At 73.8% G+C, this 18,333-nt stretch carries 17 protein-coding genes and 1 pseudogene; 8 read left to right on the top strand and 10 right to left on the bottom strand.

Annotated elements, in window-relative coordinates; all coding sequences use genetic code 11:
* The first annotated feature begins 35 nt into the window (after positions 1–35).
* Entirely contained in the window at positions 36–683 is a 648-nt protein-coding gene (locus tag JNO44_RS33545; protein ID WP_205367649.1) for a CBS domain-containing protein, read from the top strand.
* 100 nt (positions 684–783) lie between these two features.
* Here the strand turns inward: JNO44_RS33545 and JNO44_RS33540 are convergent, their stop codons facing one another.
* Positions 784–1,359, bottom strand: a complete 576-nt coding sequence (locus JNO44_RS33540) for an Rv1733c family protein (RefSeq protein ID WP_240167770.1) — start codon at positions 1,357–1,359, stop codon at positions 784–786.
* Positions 1,360–1,548: 189 nt separating this feature from the next.
* On the opposite strand from JNO44_RS33540, the gene JNO44_RS33535 reads away from it, so the two are divergent.
* Positions 1,549–2,247: a response regulator gene (locus JNO44_RS33535; RefSeq protein WP_205367641.1), complete on the top strand. Its 699-nt coding sequence runs from the start codon at positions 1,549–1,551 to the stop codon at positions 2,245–2,247.
* A gap of 95 nt (positions 2,248–2,342) precedes the next feature.
* Here the strand turns inward: JNO44_RS33535 and JNO44_RS33530 are convergent, their stop codons facing one another.
* On the bottom strand, positions 2,343–4,052 hold the full coding sequence (locus JNO44_RS33530; protein WP_205367638.1) for a sensor histidine kinase: 1,710 nt from the start codon (positions 4,050–4,052) through the stop codon (positions 2,343–2,345).
* A 75-nt stretch (positions 4,053–4,127) separates the two neighbouring features.
* Entirely contained in the window at positions 4,128–4,637 is a 510-nt protein-coding gene (locus tag JNO44_RS33525) for a hydrogenase maturation protease (RefSeq protein WP_205367636.1), read from the bottom strand.
* A gap of 181 nt (positions 4,638–4,818) precedes the next feature.
* On the opposite strand from JNO44_RS33525, the gene JNO44_RS33520 reads away from it, so the two are divergent.
* The 5 genes from JNO44_RS33520 to JNO44_RS33500 are packed head-to-tail and all read left to right on the top strand — an operon-like array spanning position 4,819 to position 9,448.
* Entirely contained in the window at positions 4,819–5,973 is a 1,155-nt protein-coding gene (locus JNO44_RS33520) for a 4Fe-4S dicluster domain-containing protein (RefSeq protein WP_205367634.1), read from the top strand.
* Positions 5,970–6,455, top strand: a complete 486-nt coding sequence (locus JNO44_RS33515) for a cyclic nucleotide-binding domain-containing protein (protein WP_205367632.1) — start codon at positions 5,970–5,972, stop codon at positions 6,453–6,455. Before JNO44_RS33520 ends, JNO44_RS33515 begins: the two co-directional genes overlap by 4 nt.
* Positions 6,452–7,276 (top strand): FAD/NAD(P)-binding protein, encoded by an 825-nt coding sequence (locus JNO44_RS33510; protein WP_240167769.1) that lies wholly within the window; start codon positions 6,452–6,454, stop codon positions 7,274–7,276. The genes JNO44_RS33515 and JNO44_RS33510 overlap by 4 nt, the downstream gene beginning before the upstream one ends.
* A 1-nt stretch (position 7,277) precedes the next feature.
* Positions 7,278–8,081, top strand: a complete 804-nt coding sequence (locus JNO44_RS33505; protein WP_235095707.1) for an NADH-quinone oxidoreductase subunit B family protein — start codon at positions 7,278–7,280, stop codon at positions 8,079–8,081.
* On the top strand, positions 8,078–9,448 hold the full coding sequence (locus tag JNO44_RS33500; protein WP_205367630.1) for a Ni/Fe hydrogenase subunit alpha: 1,371 nt from the start codon (positions 8,078–8,080) through the stop codon (positions 9,446–9,448). The genes JNO44_RS33505 and JNO44_RS33500 overlap by 4 nt, the downstream gene beginning before the upstream one ends.
* An 85-nt stretch (positions 9,449–9,533) precedes the next feature.
* On the opposite strand, the gene JNO44_RS33495 is transcribed toward JNO44_RS33500, so the two are convergent.
* From JNO44_RS33495 to JNO44_RS33470, 6 genes and pseudogenes are all read right to left on the bottom strand, one after another.
* Positions 9,534–10,376 carry a universal stress protein gene (locus tag JNO44_RS33495; protein WP_205367628.1) on the bottom strand — a complete coding sequence of 281 codons (843 nt, stop codon included), beginning with the start codon at positions 10,374–10,376 and terminating at the stop codon, positions 9,534–9,536.
* Between the two features lie 28 nt (positions 10,377–10,404).
* Positions 10,405–10,614: pseudogene (locus JNO44_RS33490) on the bottom strand (DUF1918 domain-containing protein); the annotation flags it as partial.
* A gap of 62 nt (positions 10,615–10,676) precedes the next feature.
* Complete coding sequence (locus tag JNO44_RS33485) at positions 10,677–12,113, bottom strand: nicotinate phosphoribosyltransferase (protein WP_205367624.1); 1,437 nt, start codon at positions 12,111–12,113, stop codon at positions 10,677–10,679.
* Positions 12,114–12,161: 48 nt separating this feature from the next.
* Positions 12,162–12,887 carry a helix-turn-helix domain-containing protein gene (locus JNO44_RS33480; RefSeq protein ID WP_205367621.1) on the bottom strand — a complete coding sequence of 242 codons (726 nt, stop codon included), beginning with the start codon at positions 12,885–12,887 and terminating at the stop codon, positions 12,162–12,164.
* Between the two features lie 52 nt (positions 12,888–12,939).
* Positions 12,940–13,800 carry a universal stress protein gene (locus tag JNO44_RS33475; RefSeq protein ID WP_205367619.1) on the bottom strand — a complete coding sequence of 287 codons (861 nt, stop codon included), beginning with the start codon at positions 13,798–13,800 and terminating at the stop codon, positions 12,940–12,942.
* Positions 13,797–14,504: a CBS domain-containing protein gene (locus JNO44_RS33470; RefSeq protein WP_205367617.1), complete on the bottom strand. Its 708-nt coding sequence runs from the start codon at positions 14,502–14,504 to the stop codon at positions 13,797–13,799. The genes JNO44_RS33475 and JNO44_RS33470 overlap by 4 nt, the downstream gene beginning before the upstream one ends.
* Positions 14,505–14,755: 251 nt before the next feature.
* On the opposite strand from JNO44_RS33470, the gene JNO44_RS33465 reads away from it, so the two are divergent.
* Positions 14,756–15,748, top strand: a complete 993-nt coding sequence (locus tag JNO44_RS33465; protein ID WP_205367615.1) for an Acg family FMN-binding oxidoreductase — start codon at positions 14,756–14,758, stop codon at positions 15,746–15,748.
* 27 nt (positions 15,749–15,775) lie between these two features.
* On the opposite strand, the gene JNO44_RS33460 is transcribed toward JNO44_RS33465, so the two are convergent.
* Positions 15,776–18,073, bottom strand: coding sequence for a heavy metal translocating P-type ATPase (locus JNO44_RS33460; RefSeq protein ID WP_240168015.1), 2,298 nt, complete (start codon positions 18,071–18,073; stop codon positions 15,776–15,778).
* Between the last annotated feature and the right edge of the window lie 260 nt (positions 18,074–18,333).

The raw sequence follows: 18,333 nt of genomic DNA, 5'->3' as shown, positions 1-18,333 counted from the left end.
AGCGCACGGCGGAAGGCGGGGAGGAGGGAAACGAGATGAAGCGGCGACGGGTCGGGGCGGTGATGACCGGTGACGTGGTCCGCGCGCACGGCGGCACGTCGGCCGCTGAACTGACCCGGTGGATGGCCGAGTTCGGCATCAACGGCGTACCGGTGGTCGACGGCGACGACAAGGTGATCGGGGTCGTCTCGGCGACGGACCTGGAACGCGCGCGCCGTACGGGCGACAGCTCCCCGGACCGCTCCGCGCGGACCCTGATGTCCGCCCCGGCCCATACCGTACGCGCCGACGACTCGGTCGTCAGGGCCGCCCGCCTGATGTCCTCGTACGGCGTCGAACGACTCCCGGTCGTGGACGAGGAGGCCCGCCTCATCGGCATGCTGACCCGGCGCGACGTCCTCAAGGTCTTCGCCCGTTCCGACGAGGAGATCCGGGAGGAGGTGATCGACGAGGTCGTGCTCCGCACCCTGTGGTTGAACCCGGCCGGCGTCGACGTCTCCGTCCGTGACGGCGTGGTGACCGTGGCGGGATCCCTGGAGAGCAGCGGCCAGGCCGCCGCCCTGGTCCGGATGACGCGGCAGATCGACGGCGTCACCGGGGTGGTGGACCGGCTCACCCACCGGCGTGCGGGTCCCTGGCGGGGGCCGGAGTGGGACGCGGCGGGCGATGCCCTTCCGCCGTGACGCCCTCATGGCGTCATGTGATCTCCCGTGACGTCAGGAGCCGCGCTGCGGGAGAGGCCGGGGCGGCAGTCGGCAGTGGACGGTCACGGGCGGTGAACGGTCACGGATGGTCGCGGCGCGGTCGCGCGTCGAGTTCCGCCCACTCCTTTTCCCACTGCGCGTACCGGCGGCGGTCGAGCAGCCGGACGCCGCCCTTGTGCACGGCGAAGAGCGCCAGACCGGTGCCGGAGGCGGCCACGATGCCGACCGCCACACTCTCCACCACGACGTCCTCCGGCGAGCCCGGGTCCCGTATCAGCGCTCCGCGACCGTCCAGCCAGACGGTCGTGCGGTCCCCGGTGTGGGCACCGGGGGGTACGACCGTCTCACCCGTGCGCACGGTGCCGTTCGACGCGGTCCACCGTACGGCCGTGTAGGCACGCCCCACCGTCCCGTCGCCGGCGGCGACGCCGAGGGCGGCGGGCGGGGTCTTCGCCACCACGGCGACCGTCGCGTGCCGGTCGGCCCGTTGCCCGTGGACGGCGGTGTCCACCGCGTTGCCGGCCAGCACTCCGGCCGCGGGCGCGGCCACGGTGATCAGCAGACCGCTGACCAGTGCCATCCAGGACTGCACCACGTCCGTGCGGCGCCGGAGTGGACCGTGCCGCCACGGCTGGTGGAGCGTCCCCGGAGCCATCGCGCACCCCTTTCACCCGATGGTTCGAGCCTCTCACCAGGGGACGTCCGGGGGAGAGGGCCGAACGGTCCCGGTGCGGGGCCCGGAAGTGCGGGCGGTGCGTGCGCGCCGGGACCGTTCGGCCCTGGCAGGCCCCCTCGGGCGGAGCCACGATGGAGCAGGGACGCGGATTCGTGGACGGAGGTCCTCATGAGCGAGACGGGCACGTTCTCACCACAGCGGCCGATCCGGGTGTTCCTGGTCGACGACCACGAGGTCGTCCGGCGCGGCGTGCAGGACCTGCTCGACGCCGAGCCGGACATCGAGGTGGTGGGCGATGCCGGGACGGCCGGCCAGGCGCTGGCCCGGGGGCCGGCGCTACGGCCCGACGTGGCGGTGCTCGACGTCCGGCTGCCGGACGGCGACGGCGTCACCGTCTGCCGTGAGCTGCGCTCACGGATGCCGCACGTGGCCTGCCTGATCCTGACCTCGTTCGACGATGACGACGCCCTCCTCGACGCGATCATGTCCGGGGCCTCCGGCTACGTCCTCAAGGAGATCAAGGGCACGGACCTGGTCGCCGCGGTGCGCACCGTCGCGTCCGGGCGCTCGATGCTCGACCCGGCGACCACGGCGCGGCTGATGCGCCGCCTGCGCGGCCAGGAGGCCGACACCCGTCCCGAGGAGGATGCCCTGTCCGGTCTGTCGGGCCGGGAGCGGGAGATCCTCGAACTGATCGGGGAAGGGCTGACTAACCGTCAGATCGGTGCGCGCCTCTACCTGTCCGAGAAGACCGTCAAGAACCACATCTCCCGCTTGCTGGCCAAACTCGGCGTCGAGCGCCGTATCCAGGCGGCGGTGCTCGCCACACAGCGCGGGGCGGCGGTCGGCACGGAACGGGGCGTCTAATTAGACGCCGCTGGACACTGCTGAACGCCGCGGAGCGCGGCACCGACCCGCTGCCCGCCTTCGGAACGCGGCCTTCCGCGGCGTGGACGGCGGTGCTACGCGGGCAGCGGCGCCGACCACACCAGGCGGGTGCCGCCCTCCGGCGCGGCCTCCACGGTCATCTCCCCGCCCGCGCTCTCGGCACGTCTGGCGAGGTTGAGCAGCCCGCTCCGTCGGCCGTGCTCGGCGATCCCCACCCCGTTGTCCTGCACGGCCAGGGTGAGCCGGCCGGCGCGGGCGGCCAGGAAGACGTCGGCTGCGGTCGCCCGGGCGTGCCGGGCGACGTTGCTGAGGGCTTCGGCGAGCGCCGCCAGGGCGTGTGCGGCCAGTGCCTCCGGTACGTCGGTGTCCAGCAGCCCCTCCATGTGGAGTGACGGCGTGAAGCCCAGCGCGTGCGCGGCGTCCTCCAGAGTGGCGACCGTCCGGGCCCTGAGGCTCTGCCGTCCGCTGGCCACGTCGCGGGTCCGCAACCCGAAGATGGTGGACCGGATGATCTTGATGGTTTCGTCCAGGCCGTCCACCGCGCGCAGCAGCCGCTCGTGTGCCTCGGGGTGATCCACGAACCGCACCGCGCTCTGCAGCGTCATCCCGATGGCGAAGAGCCGCTGGATGGCCAGATCGTGCAGGTCACGGGCGATGCGGTCGCGGTCCTTGAGCAGGGTCACCTGATCCGCGGCCGCCCGTTGTTCGGAGAGCTCCATGGCGAGCGCGGCCTGACCGGCGAACGTCAGCAACGGCGCGGTCTCGGACTCGGTGAACGGGCGGCGCCCGCGCAGCCGCGCCAACAGCAGGACCCCGTGGACCTGCTCACCGGTCGCCATGGGCACCGCGACGGCCGGCCCGAGCCCCCACCAGCGGGGCGGACCCGTGGTGATTCTCGGGTCGTGTTCGATGTCCTCGCTGATCAGCGGACGGCCGGCGGCCAGGGCGGCGCCCGCGAACGATCCCTGGCGGGGGAGGACCAGGCCGCGGTGCGCTTCGGAGTCGACCCCGGAGGCCAGTTCCATGCGCAGACGGCCGTCCTCCGTCGGCAGGGCCAGGACCCCGAGGTCGGCGGAGAGGATGCGCACCGCGTGGTCGACGATGGTCGGCAGGATGTCCTCTTCCTCAGCCGCCGGCAGCAGGCCGGCCACGATCTCGTGGATCGCCTCCAGCCACTCCTGGCGGTACCGGGCCTCCTCGAAGAGCCGGGCGTGCTCGATCGCCACCCCGGCGGCCACCGCCAGCGTCGCCAGCAGCGTCTCGTCGTCGCTGGTGAACGACCCGCCACCACGTTTCTCGGTCAGGTACAGATTGCCGAAGACCTCGTCCCCGACCCGGATCGGCACCCCGAGGAAGGAGCGCATCGCCGGGTGGTGCGGCGGGAATCCGTAGGACGCCGGGTGCGCGCCCAGTTCGCTCAGGCGCAGCGGAGCGGGATGCCGGATCAGCTCGCCGAGGATTCCGTGGCCGGCCGGCAGCGGGCCGATGGCCTTGAACTGATCGTCGGTGAGCCCGACCGGAAGGAACTGGCTGAGCCTGCCGTCCGCGCCGATCACCCCGAGCGCGCCGTACCGCGCGTCCGCGACCACCACGGCGGCCTCGATGATGTGCCGCAGCACCTGGGGCAGCTCCAGCCCGGCACCCACCGACAGCACTGCTTCCAGCAGCAGATGCTGCGAGCGGCCGCTCGCCTTCTCCACCGCGCGCAACCGCTCCTGGAGATCGTCCGACAGCGCGTGCAACTGCGGACGAGCCTCGTCCGTCCGACAGCCGTCCTCGCCCACGGCACGCCTCCGTCGCGGCCGGTATCACGTGGCCCGGCCACACCACCACCGTAGTGCGCGCGGCCGACGGGCACCTCACGCGCGAAGCGCCCCGCCCCGGCCGCCGCGGGGCGCGAGGTCCTGCTCGATCCGCGCGACGAGCGGGGCGACGGCGGCGGCGACCGCCGGTGACAGGGCGGTGCCCGGGCCGGTGTCCGCGGCTTCCACGGCGTAGACGAGGAGTTCCCCGGGCAGCCGGCCCAGCACACGGGCCAGCTCCACGGCATCGCCCAGGGCGAAACCATGCGAACTGGTCTCGCCGCACGGACTGCGGGAGAGCGCGCCGTGCACGCGGTACCGGTGGACGCGGCCGGGCCGGGCCGGACGGGAGCGGGCCGCGTCCACCACGATCGCCCGGCGCGTACCCTCCCAGGCGCCGATGAGCCGCGCGGGCTCCCCGTCGGAGCGGAACAGCACGACGCCGCGGGGGAGCGGGCGCCGCGCGAGCGCGGCCAGCACCGCCCACGCCACGCCGTCATCGCGACGGTGGTCGTTGCCGATGCCGATCACTGCGGTCCGGGCCGGGGAACCGGAGGAACCATCCATGGCGTCGGTCCTTCCCCGCCAGGGCCGCCGCGGAGCCGTCCCGAGGCGTCGCCGGCGGCCGTCCGAGGTATCGGCAGCGCTGTATGGAGCACACCCCGGACCTGTCGGCCGGGGCGGCGACGGTGACCGATCGCATACTGACCGCGCTGGAGTGAGAGTGGTCTGCACCGGAAGGCGGCCGATGACGGGCGAGGCACCCACCGCGGTGATCGGGACCGAGGGGATGGCAGAGCTGATCCGGGTCCTCGCGGCGCGCGGTAGGACCGTCATCGGCCCCACCGTGCGCGACGGCGCGATCGTGCTGGACGAACTCACCGACGGCGACGAACTGCCGTACGGCCGGGGCGTGGAGCTGGAGGCCGGGCACTACCGGGTGCGGCCCCGCGCGGACGGCGCGGCGTTCGCGCACAGCGCCGGCCCGCAGTCGTGGAAGACCTACCTCCATCCGCAGCGCGAGCGGCAGTGGAACGCCGACCGCGGATCCGACGGCGCCTGGGTCGTGACCGAGGACGACACCCCACCGCCGTCGTACGCGTTCCTCGGCGTCCGGCCCTGCGACCTTCGCGCGATCGCCGTGCAGGACCGGGTGTTGGCCGGCGGGCCGCACAGTGACAACCGCTACCGCGCCCGTCGCGAACGGACCTTCCTGGTGGCCGTGGAGTGCACCGAACCGGGAGCCACCTGCTTCTGCACCTCCATGGGCGCCGGCCCCGCCGTGGACGGCGGCTACGACCTGGCGCTCACCGAGGTCGTCGACGGCGGCGGTCACCGCTTCTGGGCCCGGGCCGGCAGCGACGAGGGCGCGTCGGTGCTGGCGGAGCTGCCGCACCTGCCGGCCGACGCGTCGCTCGCCACCGTGGCACACGAGAAGGTCTCCGCGGCGGCCGACCGGATGGGCCGCACCATGCCCGAGGTGGACCTTCAGGCACTGATGCGCGAGACGCTGCACGCCGACCGCTGGAACGACGTCGCCGCACGCTGCCTGACCTGCGGCAACTGCACCATGGCGTGTCCGACCTGCTTCTGCACCTCCGCCGAGGACGTCACCGACCTGACCGGCGACCACGCCGAGCGGTGGCGGCGCTGGGAATCCTGCTTCGACCTGGAGTTCAGCCATCTGCCGGGCGGACCGGTCCGCGCCTCCGGCCGCAGCCGCTACCGGCAGTGGGCCACCCACAAACTCGGCACCTGGTACGACCAGTTCGACAGCTCCGGCTGCGTCGGCTGCGGACGGTGCATCGTGTGGTGCCCGGTCGGCATCGACCTCACCGAGGAGGCCCACGCGCTGAACGCGGAGCGCGCGGCGGGCGGCCCGCCGGGGGAGGGCGCCGCATGACCGCCGACCGGCCCGACTTCTTCGGCGCGCTGCCGCCCGCACACCGCGACCGCCTGCGCACCCTCGCCCGCGAGGTCTCCTTCCCGGCGGAACTACGGATCTTCGACGAGGGCGGCCCGGCCGACCGGTTCTGGGTCATCCGCTCCGGGACCGTCGCCCTCGACGTGTACGAGCCGGGCCGCGGCGCGGCCGTCGTCGAAACCCTCGGCGACGGTGAACTCCTCGGCTGGTCCTGGCTGTTCGAGCCCTACCACTGGCATCTGGGCGCACGGACCCGGGCCCCGGTGACGGCGTACGAGTTCGACGCCGAGCAGGTCCGCGGGGCGATCGACGCGGACCCCGCCTTCGGACTGGCGGTCACCCGGTGCGTCGCCGCGGTGGCGATCGGCCGCAGGCTGCGGGCCGCCCGTCTGCGCCTGCTGGACCTGTACGGCGCGCCCGGCCGCGAGCCGTGGACCGGGGCGGCGGGAGCGGCGCCGTGACCGCGGCCCGCCCGGACCTGGTGCCGGTTCCCTACCGGGTGGCGGCGCGTACCGCCCGGACCCCCGACACGGCGGACCTCGTGCTCGATCCGGTGGCCGACGCACTCCCGCCGTTCGCTCCGGGCCAGTTCGCCATGGTGTATGCCTTCGGCGTCGGGGACATCCCGCTCTCGCTGAGCGCCCAGGACGGCCATCGGCTGACCCACACGATCCGCGCTGTCGGTGCGGTCTCCCGGGCGCTGCACGGCCTGTGGCCCGGCACGACGGTGGGGGTCCGCGGCCCGTTCGGCATCGGTTGGGAGCCGCCGGCCGTCGAAGGGACCGACCTTCTGGTGGTGGCCGGCGGACTCGGGCTCGCCCCGCTGCGCCCGCTGGTCCGCGCCGTGCTGGCCGCGCGGCCGCGGTACGGCCGGGTCGCGGTCCTCATCGGCACCCGCACCCCCGGCGACCTGCTCTGCACCCAGGACATCGAGGACTGGCGCGCCGCCGGGGCGCGGGTCGAAGTGACCGTCGACCGGCCCGACAACGCCTGGCAGGGGGACGTCGGAGTCGTCACGGACCTGCTCGACCGGGCGGAGTTCGCCCCCCGGAACGCCGCCGCCTTCCTCTGCGGACCCGAGGTGATGATGCGGGCCACCGCCCGCGAACTCGTCCGTCGCGGACTGGCCCCCGACCGGATCCAGCTCTCGTTGGAACGCACCATGCACTGCGGCACCGGCCACTGCGGGCACTGCCAGCTCGGCCCGCTGCTGCTGTGCCGCGACGGCCCGGTCGTCTCCTGGAGCCATGCCGAACCCCTGCTCCTGGTAAGGGAGTTGTGAGGTGAAGGCCACCCCTGACACGGCCACGAGCGGCCGGCGGCCGGAGCTGGCGGTGTGGAAGTTCGCCTCGTGCGACGGCTGCCAGCTCACCCTGCTGGACTGCGAGGACGAACTCCTCGGCATCGCCGACCGGCTCCGGATCAGCTACTTCCTGGAAGCCTCCAGCGCCCCGGGGCCGGGGCCCTACGACCTCTCCCTGGTCGAGGGATCGATCACCACACCGCAGGACGCCGAACGGATCCGACACATCCGCGCCGCCTCCCGCCGGCTGGTCACCATCGGTGCCTGCGCCACCGCAGGCGGCATCCAGGCACTGCGCAACTACGCCGACGTCGCGGAATACCAGGCAGTGGTCTACGCCCGGCCCGACTACGTGGAGACCCTCGCCACCTCCACGCCCATCAGCGCCCACGTACCCGTCGACTTCGAGCTGCGCGGGTGCCCCATCGACCGCGGCCAGCTGGTGGAGGTCATCACCGCCCACCTCGCCGGCCGGAACCCCGACGTACCCGCCCACAGCGTGTGCTTCGAGTGCAAGCGCCGCGGCACGGTCTGTGTCACCGTCGCCCATGGCACCCCCTGCCTGGGACCGGTCACGCACGCCGGATGCGGCGCGCTCTGCCCCGCCTACGACCGCGGCTGCTACGGCTGTTTCGGCCCGTCCAACTCGGTCAACTTCCCCTCCTTCGTCCCCCTGCTGCGGCGCGACGGCATGGCGACCCTCGACGTGGTGCGGGTGCTGCGCACCTTTAACACCGGCTCGCCGGAGTTCGACGCGGAGTCCAGGAGGGAAGCCGAACGGTGACGCACGAGGACGTCAAGGTCCTGCGGGTGGACTCGCTGGCCCGCGTCGAGGGCGAAGGGGCGCTGCACCTGCGCCTCGAAGGGGGCCGGGTCGCCGAGGCACGGCTGAAGATCTACGAACCGCCGCGCTTCTTCGAGGCGTTCCTGCGCGGCCGCGCCCACACCGAGCCGCCCGACCTCACCTCCCGGGTCTGCGGGATCTGCCCCGTCGCCTACCAGATGAGCGCCTGCCGCGCCGTCGAGGACGCCTGCGGCGTCACCGTTGACGGACAACTCGCCGCCCTGCGCCGGCTCCTGTACTGCGGCGAATGGATCGAGAGCCAGACCCTCCACATCTACCTCCTGCACGCTCCGGACTTCCTCGGCCACGACAGCGTCATCGACCTCGCCCGCACCCACCCCGGACACGTCGAGCGCGGGCTCGCCCTCAAGCAGACCGGCAACGCGGTGATCGAACTCCTCGGCGGCCGCGCCATCCACCCCGTCAACGTCCGCCTCGGCGGCTTCCACCGTCTCCCCACGCAACGGGAACTGCGTCCGCTGGCGGAACGGCTGCGACGCGCCCGCGACGCCGCGGAGGCCACCGTGCGCTGGGTGGCCGGCTTCGACTTCCCCGACGCCGGAGGCGACCACGACCTCCTCGCGCTGGCCGAACCCGGCACCTACGCCATCGGCTCCGGCACCCCCACCGTCATGCCCGCCCCGAGCACCGCCGGCCTGCCACCGGACAGCGACCGCGCCCTGCCCACCCGCACCTTTCCGGTCCACGCCTTCCCCACGCACGTCGTCGAGACCCAGGTGCCGCACTCCACCGCCCTGCACGCACGGCTCGACGGCCGCCGCCACCTGACCGGGACACTCGCCCGCTACGCCATCAGCGGCCGTTGGCTGCCACCCGACGTGCTGCGCACGGCACGCGAGGCCGGGCTCGGCGACCCCCGTGAGGGCACGGTGTGCCGCAATCCCTTCCGCAGCATCGTCGTCCGCGCGGTCGAGGTGCTCTACGCCGTCGACGAGGCGTTGCGCCTCATCGACGCCTACGCACCCCCGCCCCGTCCCCACCTCGACGTTCCGGCGCGGGCCGGCACCGGCCACGGCGCCACCGAGGCGCCCCGCGGCCTGCTCTACCACCGCTACACCCTCGACGCCGACGGGACCGTCACCGACGCCTCCCTGGTCCCGCCCACCGCCCAGAACCAGGCAGCGATCGAACACGACCTGCGGCGCGCCGTGCAGCACCGCCTGGACTCCGGACGCCCGGCCACCGACGCGGAGCTGACCACCCTGTGCGAACGGGTCATCCGCAGCCACGACCCGTGCATCTCCTGCTCCACGCACTTCCTCGACCTGACCGTCGCGAGGGACTGATCTGCGGACATCGCCTCCCCCGGGCGGGCACAGCCGGCGGGATGGCGCTGCCCCGCGCCGCCGTACGCGGTCCGGTCGGCGGAGATCACGCACCGCGGGGAACGACCGCGACCGGACAGCGCGAGTGGTGCAGCACGGCGAGCACCGACGGCCCGAGGGGCAGCGGTGTGCGCTGCGGCCGGCGCCCGATGACGAGCAGCCCGGCCCGGGAACAGGCCGCCAGCAGCACGGGCACGGCCCTGCCCACGGCGACCTGCTCGACCACCCGGACATCGGGGAACTTCTCCCGCCACGGGGCGACGCTCGCGGACAGCGACTCCCGTGCGCCCGCGGCGCCTGCCGCCTCGTCCGACGCTCGGGCGGGGTCCGCGGCGGGTGCCCAGGCGCGCACCGCACGCAGGCCCGCACGGTGCGCCGAGGCCGTGGTGAACGCGTAGTCGAGCACGGCTTCCCCTTCGGTGCCCGTCTCCTGCACACCGACGACGACTTCGGGCGCCGGGCCGACGGACGACTCCTCCTCGCGGACGGTGACCACCGGGCACGCGGCGCGTCCCAGGACCCGCAGGCTCACCGAGCCCAACAGGAAACCCGAGATCCTGTCATGCCCACGCGATCCGAGCACCAACAGCGTGGCCGTGCCGCTGCGTTCCGCCAGGGCGTCGGCGGCCTCCTCGCCCACCTGCTGCGCCGTCACCGCGACCGCGGGGCGAAGTTCCCCGACGAGGGCTGCGGCCCGCCCCAGCACTTCGGCTCCGTACCTGCGCCGGTCGGCCTCCCCCGGCGCACAGGACACCGGCCACGGCTGGGAGACCCAGGAATGCAGGAGATGGAGGGGGAGATTGCGGACCGCGGCCTCCTCGGCACCCCAGCGCACCGCCGGCACGCTGTTCCCGGTGCCGTCCAGCCCGACCAGGACCGGTCCGCCCATGTCACACCTCCGCCGCGGCGACGGCGCCGGGCGAGGTGGCGTCCGGAGGGCGGTCGACATGCCGGATACGGGTGTCGGGGCCGGGGAAGAAGAGCCAGATCTGATCGGTGTCCGCCCAGCGGACGTCGTAGGGCGGGGTGCCGTCCTCGTGGTGCAGCCCGACGATCTCGCCGTCGCGCCGGGTGGCGCCCGTGGCCGCGCACGCGACCATGAGCTTGTCGCCGATGTGTGCCTGCACCGAACTCACCTCTTGTCCCACCGGTGCCTGTGCCGAACGTGCCACAGGGGAGGCCGGGCCGGTCATGGGGCGAGTCGCCCGGATGCGGGACCGTTCGGCCCATGCGGCGGGGGCCAACCGGAACCTGCCTGCACGGTCTCGACGCGCTTCTCCGGAGACGACGGGGAGGACGGGCCGAACACCTCCCGCTCGATCTGCTGCCGCACCCGGTTCGTCAGCCGCGCGAGCGGTTTCGACACGGTCGGCCGTACCGGCACCGGCGACCTGATCTCCCTGGCCGCGGCCGGGAGTTGAGCCACTTCCGCGGCGAGCCGCCGCCGGGCGTCCTCCAGCGGCAGCGGTGAGGTGCACCGTGTTCCGCCGTGCATCATGGTCCGTAGCAGCGGCACACTGCCGGGGGGTGGTTCCTCGTCGGCCAGGCCGATCACGTCGATGCAGCCGGGGCGCCGGAAGACCTGCTTGCGGCCGGGCGCCGTCGCCTTCGCCGTGGACAGCTTCATCACCGGACGCCCGGCGTACTCGACGAGCTTGTACGCGGTGTCCAGGTACGGGGCGTCGGTGCTGACCCCGACCCGGGTGCCGACGGCGTAGACGTCGATCGGCGCCCGCGCAGAGACCAGGTCGTGTACGGCGAACTCGTCCAGGCCGCCACTGGCCACGATGCGGACCTGCGGGAGTCCGGCGGCGTCGAGGAGGGCGCGGGCGCGGAAGGACAGTTCCTTGAGGTCGCCGCTGTCGAGGCGGATTGCGGAGCCGTCGGCGCGGTCCAGTGCGCGCAGTACGCGGGCGGCGGTTGCGACGCCCGACTCGGTGTCGTAGGTGTCCACCAGGAGCGTGACCGGGCCGGGGTGGCAGCGGGCGAAGGCGGTGAAGGCCGCCTCCTCGTTCTGGAAGGCTTCGACGTAGGAGTGGGCCATCGTCCCGACCGCGGGGAAGTTCAGGGCCCGGGCCGTGGCGACGTTGCTGGTGCCCGCGAACCCGGTCAGGGCGGCCAGTCGGGCCGTCTGCAGGCCGGCGGCCATCCCGTGGGTTCGGCGCAGCGAGAAGTCCACCACCGCATGTCCCCGGGCGGCGAGGACGCACCGGACGCACTTGGAGGCCACCAGGGTCTGGTGGCTGAGGTGGTTGAGCACGCTCGTCTCGACGAGCTGTGCCTGCGGCAGGGGTGCTGTGACCTCCAGCAACGGCTCCCCGGCCAGCACCACGCGGCCTTCGGGCACCGCGCGCACGGTACCGGTGAAACGCATCCCCACCAGTGGCATCAGGTCGTGGACCGGGCGTCGCAACGCCTCCGCGAAGGCTCTGGCGTCGTCGAGGCCGACGCGGTACCGGGACAGGTAGTTCAGTGCGGACTCGATGCCGGCGCATACCAAGAAGCCCCGATCGGGCGGGAGTTGACGGACGAAGCAGCTGAACGTGGCCGACTCCGTCATCCGCTCGCGCAGATAGGACAGCGCCATCGTCACTTCGTACAGGTCGGTGGTCGTGGTCTCGGACATGACGGCCGTTCCTTCCACGCTTCCGCCCGGCGGGCCCCGCCGCGGCGCTCATGTGCCCGAGCCGTGCTCGGCTTCTCCGGTCGGTGGGGCGGGTGCCCCGGTGACGCGGATGCGCCGTCCGCTGAGGTGCGTCGGCCGGATGGCGATCCACTGGTACCGGCCGCCGCCCACCCAGGGAGGTGAGTAGGCGTGTTCTTCGAATTTGCGGGTCTCGTAGAAGCCGGTGACGATCTCGGCGGGTCCCACGGCCAGGACGCTCCAGCCCTGGCTGAACGCTTCGTCGATGTGGTCCACTTCCAGCGCGGCTTCGTGGCCGGCTGCCGCGGCGGGACCGGAGCCCGCCTGGGTGCGGTAGGCGATCACGTCGTCGATGACGGTGTAGTTGACGGGGAAGACGGCAGGGGTGTCGTTGAGGGTGACGGCCACCCTGCCGATGCCGTGGGTGGAGAGCAGCTCCCGGCATGCGGCGGGGCCGAGCGTCAGCACCTCGGGATGGGCGCCGGCCTTGCCCAGGCCCGTGGGAAGGTCGGTGGTGCCGCCGGTCAGCTCGGCGACCGTGGTGTTGAGCGCACCGGCGAGGCACAGCAGGAAGCCGATGCTCGGCTCGGCCGCGTGTTCTTCGACGTACTGGATGTAGCCGGGTGAGGCGGCGGCCCGGGCCGCGACCTCCTCGCGGGTCAGCCCCAACTGCTCACGGCGCAGTGCGGTGCGCCGTCCCAGATCGCTGCGGGGCCGCCCCGGCTCACCGGATCCGGTTGCTCGGTCGGTCGTCATCGCGCACGTTTCCTTTCTGCCGGCGGTTCCTGCTCCGCCCCTATGGAGCGGGTCACTCGTGCGGCACGATCGCCACGGGGCACGGCGCGTGATGGACGGCCGCATGGACGACATGGCCGATGCGCGGGACCGCGTGGCCGAGGTGCCGGCGGCCGACGATGAGCAGCTGCGCTCCCGCCGCGCCGTGCAGGAGGGCGGGCGCCGGACTCTCCATGACCACCTGCTCCTCGACGCGTACGTCCCCGAACTTCTCCCGCCACGGGCGCAGCGCCTGGGACAGTTCCTCACGGGCGAAGAGTTCCGCCTGTTCGGCAGCGGCCCGCTCCACGGCACCGCCGCGGTCGTCGGCGAACGGGGGCAGGTTTCTGCCGTGCACGGCCCGGAGCGGGACGGCTCGCCGGGCGGCGGTCTCGAAGGCGAAGGCCAAGAGGTTTTCGCACGCCGCGTGGAGGCTGACACCGACCGCGATGCTGCTGCCCTCCTCGGTCGTCGGGCGATCGTGCCTGGCTCGCACCAGGACGACGGGGACGGCGACCCGCGGCACCAGGTCCAGGCCGGTCGCGCCCAGGGTGAAGCGGGCGGCGGGGCCCAGCCCCCGCGACCCCAGGGCCAGCAGGTCCGCTTGCTCGGCGGCCTCGATGAGGGCCTCCAGCGGTGGTTCGCGCACCAGGCGCACCTCGATGGCCACCCCCGGCTCCGCCGACTCGACCGTGGCCCTGGCCTCCTGGGCGATCCGGTCCGGCCAGTGTGGCGGCTCCGCTGCCCAGGGGGTCCGCGGTCTGGCCGTGAGCGGTTGCCAGGCGGTCAGCAGTCGCAGCCGGGACTGCCGCAGCCGCGCCTCGTGCGCCGCCCACTGTGCCGCCGCCAAGGCCTGGGGCGTACCGTCCACACCGACGGTGACGACGTCCTTCATGACGGCAACCGGCTTTCCTGCGCGCGGTCTGCCGGAGGATTGCTCGACGCGTCGGCGGCGGCTGGCGCCTGCTTGACGTCCTCGGAGACCGACACCACGCCGTCGACGCTCGCGCACATCCGCACCAGTACGGGGATGAGCAGTGGATCTGTCACCGTGCCGTGCAGGGCGACCTGCCCCCGATTGACCTCGGCGGTCACCCCCGACGCACCAAGGCGTGCGGTGCGGCCGATGACTTCCCGGGCGATCTCCTCCCGGATCGCCTGGTCCTTGCGCAGGAAGACGCGCAGCAGGTCGCTGCGGCTGACGATGCCCAACAGGACATCGGTCTCGTCGACCACGGGGAGCCGCTTGAGGCGCTGCACCTCCATCAGGCGCGCCGCCTCCACCACCGTCCAGTCCGGATGGGCACACACCGCCGGAGCGGACATCAACTCTCCGGCGGTGCGCCCCTCCGCGCGGGCCTTCTCCCACGCCTCCAGGTGAGGTAGCGGGGTCCGCCCGGACAGGTCGGACCGGTCGGCGGCCTTGCGCAACAGGTCGGCCTCCGAGACGACGCCGGCCGGTCTGCCGAGGCTGTCGAGCACCGGCACGGCGCTCACCGCGTGGTCGGCGAGCGTCTGCGCGATCTCCTTGAAGGGGGTGTCGAGCCGCACGCTCACCACTTTCCGGGTCATCAGCTCACCTATCGTGCGGTGCTCCATCTCCGGCTCCTTCCGCCCCGGCGGCCGGCGGCGCGGCCGCACCTCCAGCGTGGCCGGGCCGCCGGTCGCACCGATATGAGCCACTCGGCCCTGTTGCGCGGCCGGCCGTCCCCGCCGGGCCGACCGGTCCTTCCGTCGGGGCCCTATGGCCCCTGATGCCGACGACGGCGTCCCGCGACGCTGGAGACACCTGCCGATTCCACCGACCGCTCCCCGCCCGGGCGCGGTCCGATCCGCCCGGGAGGCTCCCGGTGCTCACCCACCCCACCCTCGACGACACGGCCGTCAAGTCGCTGGTGGCCGAGGCCACGACCGCGCCGTCGATGCACAACGCCCAGCCGTGGCGCTTCGAGTACGCGCGGGCGTCGCGCACCATGCTGCTCTCCGCCGACCTGGACCGCGCGATGCCGCTGGCCGACCCCACCACGCGCGGACTCCACCTCGGCTGCGGCGCGGCCCTGCTCAACCTCCGGGCCGCCGCCGCACACGCCGGCCACCGCACGGTGACCACCCTGCTGCCGGCACCCCACACCCCCACGCTCCTGGCCTCGGTGCGCCTCGACGTGCCGCACGAACCGTTGGACGTGTCCCTCTCCAGTCTCCAGCCCGCCATCGCCATCCGGCACACCAGTCGCCGCCCGTTCTCCGACCGGCGCATCGCGGACAGCCTCCGCTCCGCCCTCGTCGAGGCGGCGGCCAGGGAGGGCGCCCGCCTGGCGTTCCTGACCACGCCACACCGCGAGGCGGTCCTCGACCTCATCCTGCATGCCGAGGGCTACGACCGGATGGACGACGGCCGCGAAGTCGAACAGCGCAGATGGACCCATGACGGCTCCGCCGAAGCCCCTCCCGAGGGCATCCCGGAGTACGCCTTCGGCCCGGTCAAACGCAGCGGCGCGGCTCCCGTTCGGGACTTCGCCGGCCGGCGCGCGATCCCCGGACGCGACTACGCGGACTTCGAAAAGCAGCCGCAACTGGCCTCCCTGAGCACCACCCACGACGAACCCGCCGACTGGCTCCGCGCCGGCCAGGCACTGGAACGCGTCCTGCTCCTCGCCACCCGCCAAGGACTCGCCAGCTCCTTCGCCACCCAGGCCCTGGAATGGCCCGACCTGCGCTGGCTGCTGCGCGACCCGCTCTCCGGCAGCGGCCACGTCCAGATGATCCTCCGCCTCGGCTACGGCCCCGACGGGCCGCGCACCCCGCGCCGACCGGTCGACGAGGTCCTGACCATCACGCCCTGAGCGACGCGGCCCCGGCCCTGGCAGCCGTCAGGAGGAGAGCGAGAAGTAGCTCTCCTCCTCCTGGCTGAAGTGGAGCCGAAGGACCGTGTGGAGCCCGTACAACGACGCCCGAAGATCGTCGAGTTGCTCCGGCAGCAAGGCCCCCGCCGCGTCGGCCAGGGCGAGATGGGTGGCGATGCGCTGGGCGAGGCGCTCGATCTCGGCGTGCGCCCGGCTCATGGTCTCCGTGGCGTCCGGGCCGCCGAGCCGCTCGTTGAGCGCGGGGTACAGCTGGTGCTCCTCGGCGTGCTCGTGCGGCAGCAACCGTTCGGTGAGCAGACGGTCGACGCGTCGGACCGCTGCCAGGGCGCGCGGGCCCGGCTCGGCGGAGAGCAGGCTCGCCGCCTCCCGGATGGCCTCCAGGACGCCGCGCAGATCCTCGTGTTCGGCGGCGAACCGGTGGACGAGGCGCTCGGCCGCAGGTGCGAGAGGCGGGCCGCCGGTGCCCGGCGCCGGCAGCACGACACGGAGCGCATTGAGGATGGCGGCCACGTCGACGGCCTCCTGCAGCAGCGCACCGGCAGCCGGCGGCAGCAGCCCGAACAGCGCCGCGACCATCGCCATCAACGACAGTGCCATGCCGCCCGCCGCGCTCTGCACCGCGATCCGGCGCGCCCGCACGGCGATGTCCATCGCATCGGCGAGCCGCCCGACCCGGTCGGTACCGAGCACGATGTCGGCGGCCTCGGACGCCGAGGTCGCGCCGCGCGCACCCATGGCGACGCCGATGTCCGCGGCGGCCAGGGCAGGGGCGTCGTTGACACCGTCGCCGACCATCATGGTCACGGCGCGCTCGCACTCCTCCTGCACGGCCCGGACCTTGTCGGCGGGCAACTGCCCGGCACGGACGTCGTCCAGTCCCAGCACGGTCCCGACCTGCCGGGCCGGCTCGGGACGGTCCCCGGTGAGCAGCAGGAGCCTGGTCAGCCCGGCCGTCCGCAGCCGCCGCACGGTGTGCGGAGCGTCCCGGCGCAGGGGGTCGTGGAGCAGCACGGCACCGCTGAGCGCGCCGTCGAGGGTGACCCAGGCGACCGCGGCCCCGTCGAGCAGCGCACGGTTGTCCACGGTCCGGGCCCAGCGGGGCAGCTCCGCCGACGACAGGTCGGTCTTCCCGACGGCGACCCGGCGGCCGTCCACGGTTCCCGCGGCTCCCCGCCCCGGTTCCTCGACGACCTCCCCGGGCAGGGACAGGACCAGGCCGCGACCGCGCGCCTCCCGGGTGATCGCCTCGGCGAGGACGTGCACCGAGACCTGGTCGACCGAGGCGGCCAACCGCAGGACCTCGGTGGGGGAGGGGCCACCGGGCGCCGCCGCCACCTCCAGCACCCGCGGTCGCCCCGCCGTGAGCGTCCCGGTCTTGTCGATCACCATGGTCCGGGCCCGGCCCAGCGATTCCAGCGCCCGACCATCCCGCACCACCACGCCCCGTCGGGCCGCCCGCGACATGCCGGAGACGACGGCCACCGGCACCGCCAGCAGCAACGGGCAAGGCGTCGCCACGACCAGCACGGCCACCGCCCGAACCGGCTCCCCGCTCACTCCCCAGGCGACTCCGGCCAGCCCCAACGACAACGGCAGGAACCACGCGGCGTACCGCTCCGCGAGACGCACCGCCGGCGCCTTCTCGGCGCTCGCCTCCCGGGCCAGCCGCACGACCTGCGCATAGGTGCTCTCCCGCGCGGTCGCCGTCGCCGTCACCTCGAAGACCCCGCCGGCGTTCACCACACCGCTGCGCACCGCCTCACCGGCCCGCCGTTCCACCTGCGCCGACTCACCGGTGAGCGCCGACTCGTCCAGCACCGCCGCACCCGACGTGACGGTGCCGTCGACCGGCACCACCTCACCGGGGCCGACGACGACCACCTCGCCCACGCCGACCTCGTCCAGATCCACGGAGGCGATCTCCCCACCCCGACGGCACCGGGCCGAGCGCGGCGCACGCTCCAGCAGGGCCCGCAGGTCACGGGAGGCCCGGCGACCGGCGGCGGCCTCCAGCGTCCGGCCGGTCGCCAGCATCACGGCGATCAGCGCCCCGGCGAGGTACTCGCCGACGACCAGCGTCCCGGCGAGCGCCAGCACCGCGATCAGGTCGACCCCGACCCGCCCCCTTCGCAGTGCGTCCACCACCCAGGCCACGGCCGGGACGACGGCGATCACCGTACCGCCCGCCCAGCACGCATCGGCGAGTGCCCCGCGCCCGGCCAACCAGGCGATCCCGCCCGCTACCAGCGCCACCGTCGTCGCGCTCAGCAGTATCGGGTCGCGACGCCTCCGCCGGGCATCCACGGTCCCCCGCGCCCGGCCCCCTGCCCGGTCCTCAGCGCACCGCACGGCAGCCTCCGCTCCCTGCTGCCCGGGACCTCCTCGACGATCCCGGCGACGAGCCCGTATCCGCGTGCACAGGCCGTCCGGCTTCCAGGTCAGCACGGTGCCCGGCGGCCTGCCAGTGCCGGACGGCCCTCGCCCGGCGGTCCGGCACACCGGAGCGGACGTCTCTGGGACGCCCGCTCCGGTCAGCGGAGGACCATTCCGCGTACATGCCATGG

It is taken from the genome of Streptomyces noursei, assembly GCF_016917755.1.
In the GTDB taxonomy this organism is placed as follows: domain Bacteria; phylum Actinomycetota; class Actinomycetes; order Streptomycetales; family Streptomycetaceae; genus Streptomyces; species Streptomyces yunnanensis.
Note: the sequence above shows the minus strand (reverse complement) of the source record. Positions and strands in the feature narration are given on the sequence as shown.